Here is a 17,625-nt window from a genome sequence, read left to right as displayed (position 1 = left end):
TGACCGGGGCAGGGCCACACCCGGGGGCCGATCAGCTCCATGCCTTCGAACAGGAGCCGACATGACCACCGACCCTTTCAACCTCTCCACCATCATCGATCACCACCTCGACACCGGCCTGAGCGACAAGGCCGCCCTCTACAGCCCTCACGGCCCCGTCACCTACGGCGAGCTGCACCGGACCATGTGCGCGTTGGGCCGGGCCCTGCGCGCACTCGGCATCCAGCGCGAACAGCGCGTCCTGCTCGTCCTGGACGACACCCCGGCCTTCTTCACCGCCTTCCTCGGCGCTGGCCGCATCGGCGCCGTCCCGGTCCCGATCAACTACCAAGCCAGCCCAGAACAGGTCCGCTTCTACGCCCAGGACAGCTACGCCCGGGTGGCTGTGATCGAAGCGGACCGGTACAAGGAGCTCGCGCCCGTCCTGCAGGAGACCGGCGTGATGGTGATCAGCACCGAGCCCGCCGGACCGGACGACGGCACGCTCACCCTGCGCGACCTGATCCGCGACCACGAGGGCGACCTGGGCGCCGCGCCCACGCACGCCGAGGATCCCGCGCTGTGGCTGTACAGCTCCGGGTCCACCGGACGGCCCAAGGGAGTGGTCCACCTGCAGCGGGACATTGCACCCGCCTGCCGGCACTACGCGGGCGACGTCCTGGGTGTCACGCGGGACGACGTGCACTTGTCCACCACCAAGCTCTTCCACGCCTACGGCCTGGGCAACAGCCTGCTGTTTCCGCTGTGGTTCGGCGGGACCTCCATCCTGCTGCCCGGCTTTCCGGCACCGCACCTCGTGCTGGAGACCATCGAACGGGCACGTCCCACGCTGCTGTTCTCCGTCCCGGCCCTGTACAACGCCATGCCCCGCTCACCCGGCGCTGGCGCTCGGGACCTGTCGTCCATCCGGCTGTGCGTCTCGGCCGCCGAGACCCTGCCCGCCCACGTGTGGGAACGATGGCACGAGGTGTACGGGCTGACGATCCTGGACGGCGTGGGCTCCACCGAAATGCTGCACATCTACTGCAGCAACACCGAGCGTTCCCTGCGCCCCGGCTCCTCCGGGAAGGCCGTGCCCGGCTATCAGATCAAGCTCGTCGACCCCGACGGCGCAGACGTGCAAGGCACGGGCAGCGGAGAGATGTTCGTGCGAGGCGACAGCATGCTGGCCCAGTACTGGCATCGCGCCGACCAGACCCGCGCGGTGCTGCAGGGGAACTGGTACCGCACCGGCGACCGCTACCGCCGCGACGAGGACGGCTTCTACTGGTACGAGGGACGTGCCGACGACATGATGAAGGTCTCCGGGCTGTGGGTCGCTCCCGCCGCGATCGAGACCGTCCTGCAGCGGCACCCGGATGTGGCCGAAGCAGCGGTTGTCGGCGTGGACACCGACCGCCTCACCCGGATCAAGGCGTTCATCGTGCTGCGCGACGGCTGCCAGGGCAGCGACGCGCTGGCCCGGCAGCTGCGGCAGTGGTGCAAGGACCGTCTGGCCAGCCATCAGTTCCCGCACCTGGTCGAGTTCGCCGCGGACCTGCCCAAGACGCCCACGGGCAAGATCCAGCGGTTCGCGTTGCGCGCGCAGGAGCCGGTCACAGCGGATGCTCCGGCCGCCCACGCCGTGTGACCAGCGCGGGCGGCCGGAGCCGACGCCGTCGTCCCGGCAGGGCTCAGCCGCCTGCCGGGGCGGCGTGCGGGCTCAGATGCAGGCCGGCGAGCTGCAGCCGCCCGTCCTGGCGGACCACGATGAGGGTGAAGCGGAACGCACCGCTGGCGTCGGCCTCACCGTTCACGCTCTGCTGGGTCTGGGCCGCCACCACGACCGCGGTCTCCCCGTAGCAGCGAATGCGCAGGTCGCTCACCTCGAACGACGTGTTGCGCACGGTGCCCGTGCTGTAGCGGGCCAGCCATTCCTCGCGGCTGCGCACGAAGCCCCGGGGGCCGACGCCGGTGAAGTCTTGCGCGAGCAGGTCGTCCAGCGCCCTGTGGTCTCCCTGGTCTTCGGCCGTGCTCCATTCCTGGACGAAGTCCGCAACCGCCTGGTCGGCCAGTGTGGTTGTCATGGTGTGTCTCCCTTCGGGCTGCGGCTTCAGTGCGCCGCCACGGCAGCGTCGGCGGACTCGCCCGCGATCAGGTCGGCGGCCAGCTTCTCGACGTAGTCGGTGATGGTCTCGTCCCGGTCGAAGAACGGCACGATCGCGCGCGTGCGCTCGTACAGCGGGCGGGTGAAGGAGGAGAGCTTGTCCGCGCCGCGGATGTCGACGGCCTGGCAGGCGCACAGCAGCTCGAAGGCCACCACGTAGGCGGCGTTGGTGAGTACCTCCCGGGCGCGGCGGGCGGCGACGAATCCGAAGGACACGATGTCCTGGAAGTCCGCTGTGCTCGTGAGGGACTGCACCGACATCGGAACAGTCAGGGTGCGGGTCTCCGCGGTGATCGACGCGGTCATGAACTGGCCGCCCATCAGGCCCAGACGCAGTCCTGGGTCTTCCCGGCACAGGAAGGCGGGCAGCCCGTTGCTGTTGCTCTTGTCGAGGAAGCGGTCCACGCGCCGGTTGGCGAGATTGGTCACGGTTGCCAGGGCCATGTTCAGGTGGTCCATGGCCATGGCCACGTACTGGCCGTGGAAGTGCCCGTTGTGGAACACCTCCGCCTCTTCGGGCAGGACGATCGGGTTGTCGTTGGAGGAGTTCAGCTCGTCCTGCAGGGTCGCCCCGATCCGGTCGAGTACGTCGACCACGGGCCCGAGGATCTGCGGCGTGCACCGGATGGAGTAGGCGTCCTCGATCGCCAGCGACCCGGCCTTGGCGACCGTACCCATCTCTTCGGCCAGGGTCTGCTCGGTGTCGAGTTCGTTGACCGCCAGGTGCGAGTCGGCCAGCCCCTCCCACAGCCGAGAGGCCACCTGGCGCTGTCCGCGGTGCGGTTTGACGCCGTGCACGCGGGGGTCGAACGGTTTCGTCATGCCCGCCAGGCCCTCGACCGACAACGCGGAGACCTGCAGATAGCGGTCCACGAGCCGGCGGGCGGCCTGGAGGACCATGGTGCCCAGGCCGACCATGCCGGACGTGCCGTTGATCAGGGCCAGGCCGTCCTTGTAGCTCAGCTCCATCGGCTCGACGCCGGCCTCGGACAGGGCATGCCGCCCGGGCATGATCTGTCCGTTGTAACGGGCCTTCCACTGCCCCGCGCACACCAGGGCGATCGCGGCCAGTGGACCGAGGTCACCGCTGGTGCCCAGGGAGCCCTTCTCCGGGATGCACGGCACGATCCCGGCGTTGAGTACGGCCACCAGCTTGTCCAGATTCGCCGGGGTGATCGCGGAGTTCCCGCGCGCCAGCGACACGATGCGGGACAGCATGATGGTCCGGGCGGTCGTGTCGTCCAGATACGCCCCCACGTTGGTGGCGACCGCGTTGATCAGGTTCTCCTGGAGCTGGCGGGCCTGGGACACCGGGACGAGGTGGTCGACGAAGCCCCCCATGCTGGTGTTGACCCCGTAGATGACACGTTCGTCCTGCACGAACTTCTCCAGCACCTCGCGCGAGGCGCGGACGCGGGAGCGGACGGGTGCGGACAGCTCCACAGGCGTGCGCTGTCGCGCCGCGTCCTCAAGTTGGTCGAGCGTGACGTTCATGTCGAGCTCTATGACGAAGGTCATGAAGTTCCCTTTACGGCCGGAGAATCGGTGGACCCGACGGGCTGCACAGACCGCCTGCCCATGCCAGCGGACAGGCGCGACACGCCGACGGCCCCCGGATTGCGACCGGCAGGCCGACTGAGTGCCGCACCGAATTCACTGAAGCGCCCGTCACTCCACGCCCAAGCAAGGCAGCCTCATGGCCCGCCCAAGGTCACCCCTGAGTCCCTCGGCGCTCCCCGCGAAGCGGCCGCAGCTGAGGGGCGGTTCCTCCATGGCTGGTAGGGATGTGATGCGGCGGTGGCGACACAAGCGCCGCGGCTCACGCGGGTGCGATCAACTCGCCGGTACTGATGTCGGACACCGTGATGGCCTCCACCGGGCAGCACTCCGCGGCGTCCCGTGCCGTGTCATCGGCGACGATGACGTCCTCTCGGGGCTCGGCGTGGCCGTCCTGCGTCATCCGGAAGTGGGCAGAGGAGCCAGCGCACGCGCCCGATCCGATGCACAATGTCGCGTCCACCGCCAGCCGCCAACGGCCGGCAGCCACAGACCCCCCGGTCACCACGTCACCGGCAGGGTCTTCGGGCCACGGACCTGCATGCCTGTCTTCCACACGATCTCCGCTTCGTCGACAGCCAGTCGCAGGCGCGGCAGACGGCGCAGCAGGACGCCCAGCGCCACCTGGAGCTCCAGCCTGGCCAGCTGCGCACCCAGGCAGTGGTGCACACCGTGCCCGAAGGCGACGTGCGGGTTGGGGGACCTGTCGATGTCGAGGCTGCCGGGATCGGCGAAGACATCCGGATCCCAGTTGGCCGCCACGGTGGGGGCGAACACGGTCTCGCCGGGCTGGATCCTCACCCCGCACAGTTCCACCGGCTCGGTGGCAACCCTGGCCCGGAAACTGCCCGAGCCCAGCGGGATGAACCGCAGCAACTCCTCCACCGCCGACGCCGTCACCGAGGGATCCGCGCGCAAGCGGTCCATGTCATGCGGGCGCTGAAGCAGCAGGTAGGTGCAGTTGGCGATCTGACTCGCCGTGGTCTCGTGGCCGGCGATGAGCAGATCACGGGTGAGCAGGACCAGCTCCTCGTCGCGAAGCCGCCCCTCCTCCTGGTCCCACGTCTGCACCAGAGCCCCGAGCAGGTCATCGGTCGGCTGGCGGCGCCGCCGGCTCACCAGGGCGGCGAAGTAGTCGGCCATGGCCTGCGCGGCCGCCGCCGGTTCAGCGGGCGCGCAGGCCGTGGTGGACAGCAGCGCATCGGACCAGTCTCGCAACTGATCACGGTCGTCCCCGGGTACGCCCAGCAGGTCGCAGATCACCGTGACGGGCAGCGGCAGCGCATACGACGCGACCAGATCGGCCGGCGCGCCCGCGGCTGCCATCGCCTCCAGCAACTCCTCGGCGATCCTCTGCGTAGCGGGCCGCAGGTCTTCCACCCTGCGCTTGGTGAACACACCCGCGACCGTTTTGCGCAGGCGCGTGTGGTCCGGGGGATCCAGCGACATCAGTACGCCTTCACCCGCCGGGTCAGGCTGGATCCGCGGCGCCTGGGCGTGCTGCGTCGCGGCACGACTGAACCGCGGGTCGCCCAGCACGGTCTTGATGTCCTGAAAACGCGTGACCAGCCATGCCTCACCCCCGTACGGGGGGCGGACGCGGCTGATGGGCTCCGCTTCGCGTAATTGCGCGAAGGCCGGTTCCATGTGCAGCTCGGCGGGGGGCGCGAAGGGAAAGTCCCGCAACTGCTGGCTTTGGGTGGTCACTGAGCTTCTCCTGTCCGTCAAGCGGGGCAGTCCACTCGCGAGCCCTGCCGCACATCACAGGGCAGGGCGTCCCGTGTCCGAGCCGGCACCGGTCAGGAAACTGCCGTTAAGTGCTGGTCGGGGGCCTCGGGTGGAGTGGGGTCGTTGAACAGGCGGGAGAGGTGGTAGCGCATCACGTACCGGGCTTGTGCCGCCGACCGCTGCCCGACCAGCACGCTGATCCCGACACCGTGACTGAGACTCAGCAGACGCGCGGCCTCGGCGGAGACATCCAGATATGCCGCGATCTCTCCCGCCGCCTGAGCCGTGGCCAGGATGTGGGTGAGCTGCCGCTCAAGCCGGTTCGGCCCCTCGACGAAGGGCTGCTCCGCCAGGTCGGGGTCGGTCATGGCCAGGACCGCGTAGGACGTCCACACCAGCCGGAAGGTATGACTGTCCGCGTCGACCGGCAGGGCTTCGTCGACGAACGCTTCGAGACAGGCCCGCGCCGAACCCGGATCGTCCAGGCCCTCCAGCCGCGCCGACCACCGCTCGTGGCTCTGCTGCTCAAGGTGCTGCAAAGCGGCGTGCATCAACTGAGCCTTGGTGTCGAAGTAGTACTGCACCAGATTCAAGGACATGCCCGCCTCGGCCGCGACCGCGCGCATGGTCACCGCATGCAGCCCGTCCCGCGCGGCCACCCGGACCAGGGCATCAGCGATGTGCGCCCGGCGCTGGGCATGGTCAACACGTTTCGGCACCGTGACCCCTTCCCGTCCGACCCGTTTTCATAGTACCGCTGTACTATAAAAGCTGGCCGCGACGATGGGGAAGAGACATGGGACAACGCGAAGCCCGTGCCGCCGACGGATCACTCCACACCGGGGAAGAGACAGGCGTACTGGCGCCCCGTCAGGCGGCGCTGTTGTGGCTGGCCTGCGCGGCACAGTTCATGGTGGTGCTCGACGTGTCGGTGGTGAACGTGGCGCTGCCGTCGATCCAGACCGCGCTCGGCTTCGATGCGGCGGGACTGCAGTGGGTCGTGGGCAGCTACGCGCTGGTCTTCGCTGGCTTCCTGCTTCTCGGCGGTCGGCTCGCGGACCTGTACGGCCGCCGACGGGCGTTCGTGTGGGGGCTGGCGCTGTTCTCCGTCTCCAGTCTGGTGGGCGGACTCGCCACCGGCCCCGGCCTGCTGATCGCCATGCGGGCGGTGCAGGGCCTGGGCGCCGCAGTGCTGGCCCCGGCCACGCTGACCATCCTGACCACCACCTTCCCCGAAGGGCCGGGCCGCACCAAGGCGTTGGCGATCTGGACTGCGGTCAGCTCAGCCGGAGGCGCGGCGGGCAACCTGATCGGAGGCGTCCTGACCGACGCACTGTCCTGGCGGTGGATCCTGCTGATCAACGTGCCGATCGGTGCCGTGGCCGTTCTGGCGGCCCTGCGCCTGCTGCCGTCCGATCACTCCGGCGCGGCGTCGGGCAGGCTCGACGTCCCCGGGGCGGTGCTGGCCACTCTGGGCGTCACCGCACTCGTCTACGGCGTCAACCAGGCCGGAACGGAGGGCTGGACGGGGCCGACGACCCTGACGGGCCTGGCGGTCAGCGCCGTGGCGCTGACCGCGTTCGCGGTGACGGAGGCCCGGTTTGCGGCGGCCCCCCTGATGCCGCCCCGCCTGGTGCGGCTGCGACCGATCTGGGCGGGTAACGTCACCATGCTGCTGGCCGGCGGCTGCTTCATCCCCATGTGGTACTTCCTGTCGCTGTACATGCAGGACGTCCTCCGCTACGGGGCCCTGGCCACCGGCGTCGGCTTCCTGCCCCACACGCTTGTCGGTATCGCGGCCGCCCGCCTCGCCCCCGCCGTCATGGAGCGCACCGGTGCCCGCGGTCTCATCGTCCTCAGTGCCCTGCTCAGCGCCGTCGGCTTCCTCTGGCAGAGCAGCATCAGCACGGACAGCGGCTACCTGGACGGACTGCTCGGGCCCGCGATCGTCATGTCCGCCGGTATGGGGCTGCTCATCACTCCGATCACCACCACGGTCACCTCCGGCATCCGCGAGCAGGATGCGGGGGCGGCCTCCGGGCTGATGAACACCACCCGCCAGCTGGGTGGTGTCGTCGGGCTCGCTGCCCTCGTCACCCTCGCGACCGCCGACGGCGGCCCGGCCCTGTCGTACAGGGCGGTGTTCGTGGCGACGGCGGCTGTGTGCGCGGGCGTTGCGGTGATGGCCTTGGCCCTGCCTGCGCCACAACAGGACCGAGACGAGTCGGTCGCGATGCGGCGGTGAGTTCCCGTCCCGGTCCTCGGTCAGAGGTGCGGGGCGTACCTCCGTCAGGTGTCGTGCCGCGATGAGTCATCCACCGGGGTCTGGCGCCGATCTTCTGTTTCCGGCTCTGCACGGTCGGTCGATTGATCCGGTTCCCTCAGCCGGAACAGCGCGGCGAGGATGCCCGCGGTGCCGGTGGCTGCGACCAGTGCACCCGTGGCGACCGAGGTGGAGTCAATCAGCGGCCCGAAGACCAGCGGCGAAGCGAACTGACCTCCGAAGATCACGGTCGCTTGCAACGAGGTTGCGGTGCCGCGCTGTTCGGCGGGGGCGGCGAACGACGCCCTCGCCCTCGACCTGCGACGGCCCCAGGACTACTTCGGGAAAGGTCTGGAGCACCGCATTCCGAGCCCAAGATCTGGCCCACGCGCAGGACGGAGACGATGCCGCATGACCGCCTCCACAGCGGCCGCCATCGCCGCCCGTCATCGGCAGACCCAGGACTGGGCGAGCCGGAGCTGGGTGTGAGCGACGATCAGGAGCGACACCGGCGGAGCATCCCGGTCTTTGGACAGGTGCTCAACCTTCAGCCGGATCAACGTCCCTTCCACCAGGGGTAGTTCGCCCTCATGGTCCGGCCAGGAGGAACGGTGAGTGAGCCGGTGAGTGAGCCGGGGGTGGACCCGGTCCCATGCCCGGGTTCCAGCCTTGCCGTAGTCGCTGGTGTCGGTGATCGTGGTGATCGCGGGCTCCGGCCAGGTCTCCGGCTTGGTGAACCGGAACTCCGGGCCATGCTTGGGCGGCCTGCCGTTGACGCCGGGCATCCTCGGTGGCTCAGGCAGACGCGTCACGCGGTCGGAGCGGACCCTGCCGACCATCTCAACTGGCAGGTCGCGCAGCACCCAGGCCACACGGGTCACGTCGTAGCCCGCGTCACCGACGATCACGATGGCAGGATCCCCGGCCTGCCACTGACCAGCAGTGATGAGCCGCTCGACGACACCTCTCAGCTGGTCGGCGGTGACGGCGGTCGCGTCGTCCACCGGACCCAGCCGCACGGCATCCAGGACCGCGGTCCAGGACGTGGCGCCAGGCTCCAGCACGGCGACGAAGGAGTAGGGTCGGCCCGGAATGAACTGCGACGCCGTCTTCGCCCGGCCGTAGACGTGGCAGAACAGCCGGTCCGCCGAGCACGGCGCGTCCGAGCGAAGCCACGGCGATACATCGACCGCCAGGACCAGACGCCCGCCGTCGAAACGCGGCAGCGGCAGCCCGGCCAGCACGCTCCGCAGCTGGCCGACGTCGATCCTGCCGTGGTTCAGGCCGCCGTGCATCGCACCGTGCCCACGCCGGTGCTCGGGCAGCAACGTCACATCCACCGGTGACTTCACCGCACCGTCAGCGCACAGCACCGCGCCCACCAGCTCGAACAACTCGTCGCGCCGGGCGGTCGGACACTCACCCTCACGGCCTTCGTCGTGGTCACGTGCACCTTGGTCGGAGCACATGATCAGACGAGGGCCGCCCCCACATCCGGCGAATCCCCAGGTGAACGACCCAGTTCGACACACGCTTCGAGCCGGAAGACAAAGAACAAGCTTAGAACGGAGGTTCGTCGCTATACCGCAGAGGTTCGTCGAGACGCCCGTCAGACGGAAGAGGTCGCGGGTTCCGGGGGTCGGTGTCGAACACCGCGTGCCATAGCTTCTTGATCTCCGTCCTAGGTGCCTGAGGCGTCTCGACTACCCAAGGGTCGGAATCGAGAGATTTCGTCGCACCGGGATCTATCTGCGCCAGGTCGCACAGGACTGTGAGTATTGCGTCGACTGTGCTCCAGCTGGCTGGGGTGGACAGTCCAAGGAGCGTGCGGCGGACGGTTTCCGGGCTGGCGACCGCATTAGGGCACTTCTGCGGGATCAGCTCAGCGATCTTCCGCAGCGTCGGCCTGGAAGCTGCCCTGTAGTAGGTAAAGAGGGCCTCCACGAACTCTCTTCGCGGACCCGGAGCCAACTGCTCCTCCCCCGGCATCCTCAGGACCCGCCCCATGGCTCCCCCTCGTTGACATAGGAGGTCTAGGGATACCTCACCATGACTCACGTTGTCACGAGGGGGAGCCACTCATCCTCGCCAGATGGACAAGCACTTTGAGCAACTGATACCTGACACGAAGTCATTTCGGCAGGTCATTGCGGTGCCTGTGCGAGCACAGGGAAGGTCAGCCGAGCACTGCTCCTGTGAGTTGACCCGGCTCTGCGGGAAAATTGCAGAACGGCTCCCCGCTGCAACGGGGAGCCGCTCTGCATCTGAACCACGATCACCCCTGTGAGAAGGAGTCGTCATGTCCAACTCTGAGCGTACGAGCAGTCACGGGTTAACGAAGCCCCTCGCCACCGTTGCACCTACCTGGCGGAAGGGGCTGCGACGGCTGTCGATCGAGGCGACCGCCGGCCTGGTCCGCGGTGTGTCGACAGCCTTGGGGACGGCAGTCGTCGGCTGGTTCGTGCTCTGGTTCCAGCAGCACTGATCCGAGAGCCCTGGCAGCGGCGGGCAGCGCTGCGACCGGTGTTTCATAGGTGGTGGTCACCCATGAAACACCGGTCCCGGGCGGCGCTGCGCTGCGGCTTTCATGTTTCATGAGTTGTTGCAGACGGCTCGACTCATGAAACAGTCGGTGCTCGTGACCGACGACTTCAAGCGCGTGGAAGCCCACGACTGCACGATGTCCACCTGCGGCGCCCCGGCGGGCTCGCCGTGCCGTACCGGCAAGAACAAGGTGGCTGTCCAGTATCACACCGCACGCTTCCGCTTAGTGCCCCAGCTCGCCAAGGCGCTCAACGTGCCCCCCCCAGCCGTACGGAAACCGGGGTCGGTGTGGACCGAGCTGCCCCGGCCCGTCAGCGCCGGCGCCGAACCGGTCGGGCACGTCCGCCTCGGCTACGCACGGGCCTCGACCGCTCGGCAGTCCCTCGACGTGCAGCTCGACTCACTCGCCGAGGCCGGGTGACGCGCGTCTTCTCAGAGAAGTTCTCCACCCGCGCCACCCGGCGCCCCGAGCTGGAGGCTGTCGTGAAGCTCGCCGGAGAGATCCGCTCCTCCCGCGTCGCCGTCACCCTCGCGTCCACGAGCACAAGCGCCTTGGCCGAGGCATCGAACTCGCCATGCTCGCCGGCGGCCAGCCCGGACGGCCGATCAGCACCACGCAGCTGACGCGGCGGCTGAACCAGCTCGGGATCCGGCCCAACCAGGCCCGCAGCACCGCGCTCTTTCAGCTCGCCACCGAGATCCCCGCCGCGATCCTCGCCCGCACCCTGGGGACCCACACCGACGTCGCCGTCGCTTGGCAACGGCTCTCCTCGGGCTACTGGGCCGCCGAGGCTGCCCGCCGCCTGGAGGAGTTCGGACAGCGGACCCGCTTCCAGGGCACCGTCGCCCTAGACGACCGCAGGCCCCGACGGATCATGAGCCGGGACGACCCAGCGATCTATCCCGGCACCTACATCACCTGCGTTCACGACCCGTCCAAGGCCCTGTGCGAACGCGCCCCCAAGGAGCGTTCGAAGGACTCGGCGACCACGCCCAGTGCCAGCCAATGGCCTGCCGCAACGTCGCCCTCACCAGGGAGAACACGAACGCCTGGCGAAAAGAGATCGAACTGGTCGATCAGCAGCTGACCAAGCGCCCACCCCTGCCGCCCCTCCTGCAGAACCGGCTGCTCCGGCGCAAGCACCAGATCGAAACCTTCCTCGCCGCCCCCCAGGAGCCGTCGTGACCCGCCGCATCGACCTCCCATCCGAAGCGCGGGTCCGCGGGGCCCTGACCCGACTCCGCCAGAAGGCCCGCGAGACCGGCAAGCGCCCCACCGCCCTCGCTCTGGCACGCCAGTTCGGGCTGAGCAACACCACCTTCCGCCGCCATTTCCCCGACATCGCCTGGGACATCGCCGAAGCCGCCCGCGCATCCGCAGCCGACACCCCTGGCGCCCGATGGGCCAGCTCGCGCGTGCGACATAAGCGTGACACCGTCCCGCGATCCTGGCGCACAGGCCGATCCGGGGAGGGGCGATGGCGAAGGACAGCTACCGGGACCTGCGGGTTCCCGATGACACCGGCCGGCCGCTGCGGGAGGAGCTCGCGCGCCTGGTCTACGGCTTCGATCGCCGTGGCGACGATCCGGGCGCCGATCAGCCCGGAGCAGGGTGGCGTAGGCGGGCGAATCCGGGCGCAGGTCCAGCCGGCCAGTCTCCGGTTGGAAGGCGACCGTAGACACGTGGTCCGGCAGCTGCGGCGAGACGGCGGCCGCGATGTCCGGCCACCGCTCCAGCACGGTTCCGCGACAGCCGGGGGATCCCAGGCCTGCTCGGTCATCAGCGCCCTGATGTACTGATGACTTAAGCGGGGTGCATCAGCGAGTGCAGAGCGTGGTGCACCAACAGGTGACCCCATACCTCCTGCTCCACCCCTTCTGGCCAACGGGAGCGCAGCACCAGTGGGGCCTCATCCCACCGCATGCCAACGGCCTCCAGCGACACTCCAATGGCTCGGTATCGGTGGTGCAGGGCAGTCAGTTGCGGGGCCGGGTCGGCCTCATGGTCCAACAGGGTTGTCACTAGCCGGTACGGATGCTCCTCGATCACGCGGACCTCGGCGCCGATGCCGGGTAGGACGGCGAGGTGTGAGTTGTCCGGCAGGGTTGCGTGCCGAGGCAGCGGTCGTCCTGGGCTGACCCGCCACAGCAAGTCGGCGCCCGTGGCGCCGACCGCGGGCAGCAGTTTCAGATCGACTGCCGCGCACTCCGCGAGGACCAAGTCCCCCGGCGCCAGCGTGGTGAACAGCTCGCGAGTGAGAGCCGGGCCGGTGGCAGGGGCCGAGAGCCCCACGGCTGCGCTGGTGATGGTGTGGCCGCCGCACTCCGCTAGCGCGGTGACCCTGACCTGTGGGAGTGCGGAAGGTGTGGGCGCGGCGTACTCGCTGGATACGGTCGCCATGCCGTACTGAGCCCGGTTCTCACGGGTGTCGGGGACGCTCACTGTTGCCGCGTCAACTGTGAGGACTCGCCATCTGCGGTAGCGGTCGCACCTGCGGCGGGCGGGGTGCGCCCGCCGGACGGCCTCCATGAACAGCCCAGCTAGCGGCTCGGGGCCAAGGCGTGCCCGGGCCCGGGAGAGGGCGGCCGTTGTGGGCACCGGAGGAAGCTGCCCCGGGTCGCCGCCTTGGCAGGCCCAGGCGAAGAACTCGGTCAGCAACCTTGCCACCTGCCCGTAGCTGCGCTGGCAGAACAGGCTTATGACAAGGACGAAGTACACCACCGTGCGGGCGGGCAGCAGTCGGCTGCGCCGCTCGACCCGGCCGCATTCGAGGAGCACGCGGTCGACGAGGTCTGGCGGAAATGTGTGCAGGAGCAGGCCGACGGCGATTCGGTCGGACAGATTGCCCTGCGAGTTGGCCTTACGCTGCCCTGGCCGCGGCATCGGGAGCTCCTCTTTAAGTCAGCAGTTCTCATTTGCTTTGAGTTGCCCAGCTGCCCAGGGTGAAGAAACCATGGAAAGGAGCCGAACCGGCCCGCCCTCCTTCTGTCGGCTAGCCCGTTGCCGCGAAGCGGTGGCAGCGCACGGAGCGAAGTCAGGCGGTGAATCGATTCTTTGCGCTGCATGAGCAGAGGCAGGCAGAAGGCACAGAGAAAGAGCAAGGCGATGACAGATCGCGCATTGCTCGTCGGTATCGACGAGTATCCGGATCCCGTGAACAATCTCAACAGCTGTGTGGCCGACACCTACGCGTTCCAGGACCTCCTCGGCCAGCTCGGCTTCGAAGACTCCGGCATCCGCCTTCTGCACAACGCGAGCGCCACCCTGGCAGCCGTCCAGGACGGCCTGGAGTGGCTCACCGACGGTGCCGAGGAGGGAGACCGGCTGGTCTTCTTCCAGTCCTCGCATGGCTATCGCTACCTCGAGGGCGATGTCATGACTGAAGTCCTCTGCACATACGACCAGTTCCTGAAGGACCGAACACTCGCCGACCTTACGAGCGAGCTGCCTAGGGGTGTGCTGACGGTCGTCATCGACGCATGTCACTCCGGCGGCATGGACAAGGAATGGGGGCTCCGGGTCAAGGCGTTCACCCCGCCCCGGGAAGCACTCCTGACCAAGGCCATGTCCCTCACCCGCAGGCACGGGCTGAAACCCTTCGGCCGCGCCTTCCTGCTGGAAGAGGCCGACTCGCCGTGGAGCGCAGCCGGCCCTCCCAGCAAGGCGGCGGCCAAGGGCATCGTCCCCGGCGCCAACGAGCTCAACGCCCTGCTGCTCACGGCCTGCGAGCCCGATGAGACCGCCGCCGCAGGCAGCGCACGCACTCAGTGGCTGTCAGCATTCACCTACGCACTGGTCACGGAAATGGATACGAGCATTTCGGTATCCGATCTCCGTGACCGCTCAACGGCTCTCCTCAAGAGTCTAAAAATCCGCCAAACGCCATGCGTTTTCGCTCCTTCGTTTGAGCAATATCTGCTCGACGAAACGTTCATCTCCCGGCAGCAGGCAAAGGCCATGAAGATGATCCGTGAAGTCGAAGAAATGCTCAAAGAAATGACGCACTCAGGCGGCGGGAAATACCCGGGCGGATTTTCGGCAGAAAAGACCCAGACAACGGAGGTAACAGGAATGACTACAACAGCAGAGTACGAGAAGATCGACGAGGTGCTGGAGAAGCTGTTCGCTGGCATCAAAACCACCAAGGGGAAGGCCCCTGCGGCGGGCAACGCCGCCTGGCAGGCGGACGCGCGGATGCTGGCCTCGGTGCTCGCTCCGGGTATGGCAGCCGCGATGCCCACCGACAAGAGCCTGGCTGTGCGGCCGACGGTGACCGACCCCGACAACCTGGACGACAAGAGCCTGTGGTCGGTCGCCACCTCACTGGCGCGAGTCGTCGTACCGACTCTCATCGACGAACTCACCAAGACCTACGGACCCGCCAAGGGGACGAAGGCGCCCGACCTGGATGACGTACAGCAGGTGATCGCTGACGCTGTTCCTCCGTCCCGAGCTGGCGACCAGAAGTTCTTCGGGGTGCTGGAGTCGGTGATCGGCATCGCGGCACCACTCATCATCAGCGCAGTGTCCAAGGACTTCAAGATCGACCACAGGGCGCCGACTGGCACGTTCGACATTGAACTGCCGGAGGACGTCGACCCGAAGTTCTGGGGAGACGTCTTCGACGTCGTCCGCACGACGCTGCCGTACGTCGTCCGCGCCATCGCCTGAGCCACTGATCGCTGCCAGAACACGGGCGGCTTCCGCCACACGCGGACGCCGCCCACCCTTTTGCCCCGCCTCGCAAGACAGCGGGGTCAGGCCACGCCGGTCAGCGGGGGTGAGGAGGTCGGCCCACTCGTCCATCTTCCGCAGCCGACCGATCGCTGTCGACGCGCCGATGGTCCTGAGCCTGGCCGGCGGTTCGGACACCGCTCCCGCGAAGTGCAGCAGCATGTCGTCCTTGCCGTTCACCTCGGTGAGCAAGGTGGGATGGACAAGGACCAGTGCCGCCTTCGCCAGGCGTTCGACGCTGATGCCGGCGTGTAACAGGAAGACCTCCTGGTCCTCTTCGGCATGGGCTTCCATCGCCAGGCGCGCGAAGCGCTTGGCACCTTCGTAGAGACGATCGGACGTGACCGGCGATTCCATGACGGGACGGTACCGGCAGCCCATGGCAGGACGGGGTGCATTTTCAGGGCGAAGCCCACCGTCCGGCGCCCTCCGCTACGCCGATCACCCGATCGGGTGATCCGCTCGCTTGCCGGGCCCGTCGGCTACTTCTTGCGGGTGACGGTTTGTCAGTCCTGCTGCGTACCGTCCTGGTTCATCACGACTCAACCGCGCCCTGATGGGCACTCGTTGCCCAAGGCGGTGACTTGATGAGCCTGACCTCCGGCATTCTGTCCACGAACCCTCTGCGCCGATTCCTGGACCGTGCACTGTCAGCCGGCGCCCACCCGCTGCGCAGGAGCTTCCGGGCCCCGGGACCACAGCAGCCACGTCCTGATGCCCGGGGCCGGGTGTCGGCACGGAGGCCGGCAACGTCGGCACCGCGATCGACTACCGACTGCGCCTGGCGTTCACCACCGCCGAGCCCGTCGACCACGTCGCCCGCCTCGGCATCCTGCTCACCGACTCCTACAACTCCGATGCGCGGCAGCGGATGCGGGCCGTAGGCGAAGATCTCATGGAACGACTGCGGGCGACGGTCGCGCGCCTGCAGCTCGACAACCGAGACCTGCCGATGGACCGCCCCCATGACGAGGAAGAGGACCTGGCCCGCCTGCTGATCGCCGCAGCCTGGTACCAGGTCAACTACCGCACCTCGACCGGATTCGCCTTCACCCCACCGGCGATTGCCGCCCGAGAGGATCCCGGCGCCTTCACTCTGGACCGGCTGCTCCAGCTGCCGCACCGCGACATGGTGACCGACGTCGTCGCCCAGCTCTACAAGGCCGCCGACGGCCCGCTCAACGACCTGCGGACCCGCACACGGCCGGAGGACTGCACGCCGGCTCCCACATTCCCGACCGACCGCATCTCCGCGGACGCCGACCTGGCCGTCGACGGACTGCTGCTCGACTTCAAGAGCACCCGGTACACCCACACCCTGCGCCAGGGCGAGGCGTGGCAGCTGACCGGCTATCTGCTGCTCGACACGGAAGACAAGTACCGGATCGACACCCTCGGCTTGTACCTCTCGCGCTCGGGAACACTGGCCAGCTGGCCGGTGGAGGAGTACCTGGACCTGCTCGGAGCCTGCCGCCGCGAGATCCCCGCCTTCCGCGCCGCGTCCACCGAGCTGCTCGAGGGCTGCACCGCCGACGTCGAACCGTACGAGCAGGAGGAGGAAGACCGCGTCCGCGAGCTCCTGAAGCGCCTGGCGTCCGTCGCCGATCCGGGCCACTGCCTAGTCTGCACACAGCCCTCCCCCGCATCCGGGCGCCGAACCCGGGAGTTCTGCTCCGCCTGGCCTTGGCCGCGATCCACGATGCCGTCGCCGCCGGCACCGAGATGTCTCGCACGCGAGACACCGACCCGGCCGCGGTCGCGCTCGACTACGGCCTGTCCGGCCTCGGTACTGGTGGGCTCGCGTATTCAACTGTCGCCAGTTCTTGGGTGCAGCGAGGGCGATGCTGACAGTGTGTAGCGAAAGCAGCTCGGTGACCCCGTTGCCTTGCCCAGCCAGCGTGGGCGGTGCCGCCGAGGGTGCTCGGCGGCTTCCCCGCTTTGATAGTCAGTCGTGCGTCTCCGCAGGGGGGTTGAACGAGATCCAGACGTCAGGGGGCAGGTCGGGCCGATCTGGTATCGGTCTGCGTTCCTCTGTCCATGCATCGTCGGCGATCTCCGTGGCGACGCGACGCCAGAAGTGCACCGCGGCGATGTCGGCATCCTGAAACGCGACTTCCCACGAGCCTGGGTGTCTGGCCGCGATCTCCTGAACAGCGTGCAGCCCGATCCTTGTCCGCCGTGCGCCGCGCACCACGAAAAAGCTGTTCAGCACCCGTGGCGGGGCGGTCAGACTGCGGACGAACGCGAACCCGGCGGGGCTGTCACCGCTTGTGAGGAGGTATGGCGCCCAGTCGGGCTCAGAGAAGGCCATGTGGAGCCGGTCGCTGCGGAAGGTTCCGTCAGTGTTGGGCAGCAGACTGTCGAACTCCGACATGTCATGCCGGAACATCAGCCACAGCCGCTCCACTACGGGGCGGTCGGCGATGCCTGCGAGGCATCGACGGCGGGTAGCCACGCCGCTGCACCGAGTACCTGATGACCTCGATCACTTCCTGCCGTCGGCCGGTGAGACGAGCGTCGCATCTGCAGGCGGCCCGACAGCCGTGTCGTCGACAGCCGTACGACCGACGACGGCACGTCGATCCGCAGGCGCCGCCAGTGTCCTGACTGCTCCCGTCGTTTCACGACCGTGGAGACGTGCTCGCTGATGGT

At 68.3% G+C, this 17,625-nt stretch carries 15 protein-coding genes and 3 pseudogenes; 8 read left to right on the top strand and 10 right to left on the bottom strand.

Annotated elements, in window-relative coordinates:
• Positions 1 to 61 precede the first annotated feature (61 nt).
• Positions 62 to 1,630 (top strand): benzoate-CoA ligase family protein, encoded by a 1,569-nt coding sequence (locus ABZ078_RS35740; protein WP_356582335.1) that lies wholly within the window; start codon positions 62 to 64, stop codon positions 1,628 to 1,630.
• A gap of 43 nt (positions 1,631 to 1,673) precedes the next feature.
• Here the strand turns inward: ABZ078_RS35740 and ABZ078_RS35735 are convergent, their stop codons facing one another.
• The 5 genes from ABZ078_RS35735 to ABZ078_RS35715 form a co-directional block, all read right to left on the bottom strand.
• Positions 1,674 to 2,066, bottom strand: a complete 393-nt coding sequence (locus ABZ078_RS35735; protein WP_356582333.1) for a nuclear transport factor 2 family protein — start codon at positions 2,064 to 2,066, stop codon at positions 1,674 to 1,676.
• 26 nt (positions 2,067 to 2,092) lie between these two features.
• On the bottom strand, positions 2,093 to 3,664 hold the full coding sequence (locus ABZ078_RS35730) for a phenylalanine aminomutase (D-beta-phenylalanine forming) (RefSeq protein ID WP_356582331.1): 1,572 nt from the start codon (positions 3,662 to 3,664) through the stop codon (positions 2,093 to 2,095).
• Between the two features lie 301 nt (positions 3,665 to 3,965).
• Positions 3,966 to 4,166, bottom strand: coding sequence for a ferredoxin (locus tag ABZ078_RS35725; RefSeq protein ID WP_356582393.1), 201 nt, complete (start codon positions 4,164 to 4,166; stop codon positions 3,966 to 3,968).
• A 38-nt stretch (positions 4,167 to 4,204) separates the two neighbouring features.
• Entirely contained in the window at positions 4,205 to 5,410 is a 1,206-nt protein-coding gene (locus tag ABZ078_RS35720; RefSeq protein ID WP_356582329.1) for a cytochrome P450, read from the bottom strand.
• 92 nt (positions 5,411 to 5,502) lie between these two features.
• The gene (locus ABZ078_RS35715; RefSeq protein WP_356582327.1) at positions 5,503 to 6,150 is read right to left on the bottom strand and encodes a TetR/AcrR family transcriptional regulator; all 648 of its coding nucleotides are present in this window, start codon (positions 6,148 to 6,150) and stop codon (positions 5,503 to 5,505) included.
• Positions 6,151 to 6,227: 77 nt separating this feature from the next.
• Here ABZ078_RS35715 and ABZ078_RS35710 point away from each other — a divergent pair, with 77 nt between their 5' ends.
• Positions 6,228 to 7,676, top strand: a complete 1,449-nt coding sequence (locus ABZ078_RS35710) for an MFS transporter (protein WP_356582325.1) — start codon at positions 6,228 to 6,230, stop codon at positions 7,674 to 7,676.
• A 44-nt stretch (positions 7,677 to 7,720) separates the two neighbouring features.
• Here ABZ078_RS35710 and ABZ078_RS35705 read toward each other — a convergent pair whose 3' ends face one another.
• Both ABZ078_RS35705 and ABZ078_RS35700 read right to left on the bottom strand, forming a co-directional pair.
• Positions 7,721 to 7,942 (bottom strand): hypothetical protein, encoded by a 222-nt coding sequence (locus ABZ078_RS35705; RefSeq protein ID WP_356582323.1) that lies wholly within the window; start codon positions 7,940 to 7,942, stop codon positions 7,721 to 7,723.
• 258 nt (positions 7,943 to 8,200) lie between these two features.
• A pseudogene (locus ABZ078_RS35700) lies at positions 8,201 to 9,163 on the bottom strand (transposase); the annotation flags it as partial.
• Between the two features lie 830 nt (positions 9,164 to 9,993).
• Here ABZ078_RS35700 and ABZ078_RS35695 point away from each other — a divergent pair.
• From ABZ078_RS35695 to ABZ078_RS35685, 3 genes are all read left to right on the top strand, one after another.
• The gene (locus ABZ078_RS35695; RefSeq protein ID WP_356582321.1) at positions 9,994 to 10,179 is read left to right on the top strand and encodes a hypothetical protein; all 186 of its coding nucleotides are present in this window, start codon (positions 9,994 to 9,996) and stop codon (positions 10,177 to 10,179) included.
• Between the two features lie 153 nt (positions 10,180 to 10,332).
• Positions 10,333 to 10,659 carry a hypothetical protein gene (locus tag ABZ078_RS35690; protein ID WP_356582319.1) on the top strand — a complete coding sequence of 109 codons (327 nt, stop codon included), beginning with the start codon at positions 10,333 to 10,335 and terminating at the stop codon, positions 10,657 to 10,659.
• Between the two features lie 154 nt (positions 10,660 to 10,813).
• Entirely contained in the window at positions 10,814 to 11,326 is a 513-nt protein-coding gene (locus ABZ078_RS35685; RefSeq protein ID WP_356582317.1) for a hypothetical protein, read from the top strand.
• A gap of 716 nt (positions 11,327 to 12,042) precedes the next feature.
• On the opposite strand, the gene ABZ078_RS35680 is transcribed toward ABZ078_RS35685, so the two are convergent.
• Positions 12,043 to 13,122, bottom strand: a complete 1,080-nt coding sequence (locus ABZ078_RS35680) for a transposase domain-containing protein (protein WP_356582315.1) — start codon at positions 13,120 to 13,122, stop codon at positions 12,043 to 12,045.
• A 222-nt stretch (positions 13,123 to 13,344) separates the two neighbouring features.
• Between ABZ078_RS35680 and ABZ078_RS35675 the strand changes: the two genes are divergently transcribed.
• Both ABZ078_RS35675 and ABZ078_RS35670 read left to right on the top strand, forming a co-directional pair.
• Positions 13,345 to 14,910, top strand: coding sequence for a caspase family protein (locus tag ABZ078_RS35675; RefSeq protein ID WP_356582313.1), 1,566 nt, complete (start codon positions 13,345 to 13,347; stop codon positions 14,908 to 14,910).
• A gap of 958 nt (positions 14,911 to 15,868) precedes the next feature.
• Positions 15,869 to 16,831 (top strand): hypothetical protein, encoded by a 963-nt coding sequence (locus ABZ078_RS35670; RefSeq protein WP_356582311.1) that lies wholly within the window; start codon positions 15,869 to 15,871, stop codon positions 16,829 to 16,831.
• Positions 16,832 to 16,918: 87 nt separating this feature from the next.
• Here ABZ078_RS35670 and ABZ078_RS35665 read toward each other — a convergent pair whose 3' ends face one another.
• Together ABZ078_RS35665 and ABZ078_RS35660 are read right to left on the bottom strand one after the other, a co-directional pair.
• Positions 16,919 to 17,362 (bottom strand): GNAT family N-acetyltransferase, encoded by a 444-nt coding sequence (locus tag ABZ078_RS35665; RefSeq protein ID WP_356582391.1) that lies wholly within the window; start codon positions 17,360 to 17,362, stop codon positions 16,919 to 16,921.
• A 46-nt stretch (positions 17,363 to 17,408) separates the two neighbouring features.
• Positions 17,409 to 17,489, bottom strand: a pseudogene (locus tag ABZ078_RS35660) (repressor LexA); the annotation flags it as partial.
• 5 nt (positions 17,490 to 17,494) lie between these two features.
• On the opposite strand from ABZ078_RS35660, the pseudogene ABZ078_RS35655 reads away from it, so the two are divergent.
• A pseudogene (locus ABZ078_RS35655) lies at positions 17,495 to 17,625 on the top strand (transcriptional regulator NrdR); the annotation flags it as partial.

The organism is Streptomyces sp. NPDC006385, assembly GCF_040612485.1.
Lineage (GTDB): Bacteria > Actinomycetota > Actinomycetes > Streptomycetales > Streptomycetaceae > Streptomyces.
This window is presented reverse-complemented; position numbering and strand designations above follow the sequence as displayed.

What these genes read in the sequence shown, in the direction of transcription:
- ABZ078_RS35740 (WP_356582335.1), top strand. Translation starts at nt 62, where the DNA reads ATGACCACCGACCCTTTCAACCTCTCCACCATCATCGATCACCACCTC.
- ABZ078_RS35735 (WP_356582333.1), bottom strand. Translation starts at nt 2,066, where the DNA reads ATGACAACCACACTGGCCGACCAGGCGGTTGCGGACTTCGTCCAGGAA.
- ABZ078_RS35730 (WP_356582331.1), bottom strand. Translation starts at nt 3,664, where the DNA reads ATGACCTTCGTCATAGAGCTCGACATGAACGTCACGCTCGACCAACTT.
- ABZ078_RS35710 (WP_356582325.1), top strand. Translation starts at nt 6,228, where the DNA reads ATGGGACAACGCGAAGCCCGTGCCGCCGACGGATCACTCCACACCGGG.
- ABZ078_RS35695 (WP_356582321.1), top strand. Translation starts at nt 9,994, where the DNA reads ATGTCCAACTCTGAGCGTACGAGCAGTCACGGGTTAACGAAGCCCCTC.
- ABZ078_RS35685 (WP_356582317.1), top strand. Translation starts at nt 10,814, where the DNA reads ATGCTCGCCGGCGGCCAGCCCGGACGGCCGATCAGCACCACGCAGCTG.
- ABZ078_RS35680 (WP_356582315.1), bottom strand. Translation starts at nt 13,122, where the DNA reads ATGCCGCGGCCAGGGCAGCGTAAGGCCAACTCGCAGGGCAATCTGTCC.
- ABZ078_RS35675 (WP_356582313.1), top strand. Translation starts at nt 13,345, where the DNA reads ATGACAGATCGCGCATTGCTCGTCGGTATCGACGAGTATCCGGATCCC.
- ABZ078_RS35670 (WP_356582311.1), top strand. Translation starts at nt 15,869, where the DNA reads ATGGAACGACTGCGGGCGACGGTCGCGCGCCTGCAGCTCGACAACCGA.
- ABZ078_RS35665 (WP_356582391.1), bottom strand. Translation starts at nt 17,362, where the DNA reads ATGTTCCGGCATGACATGTCGGAGTTCGACAGTCTGCTGCCCAACACT.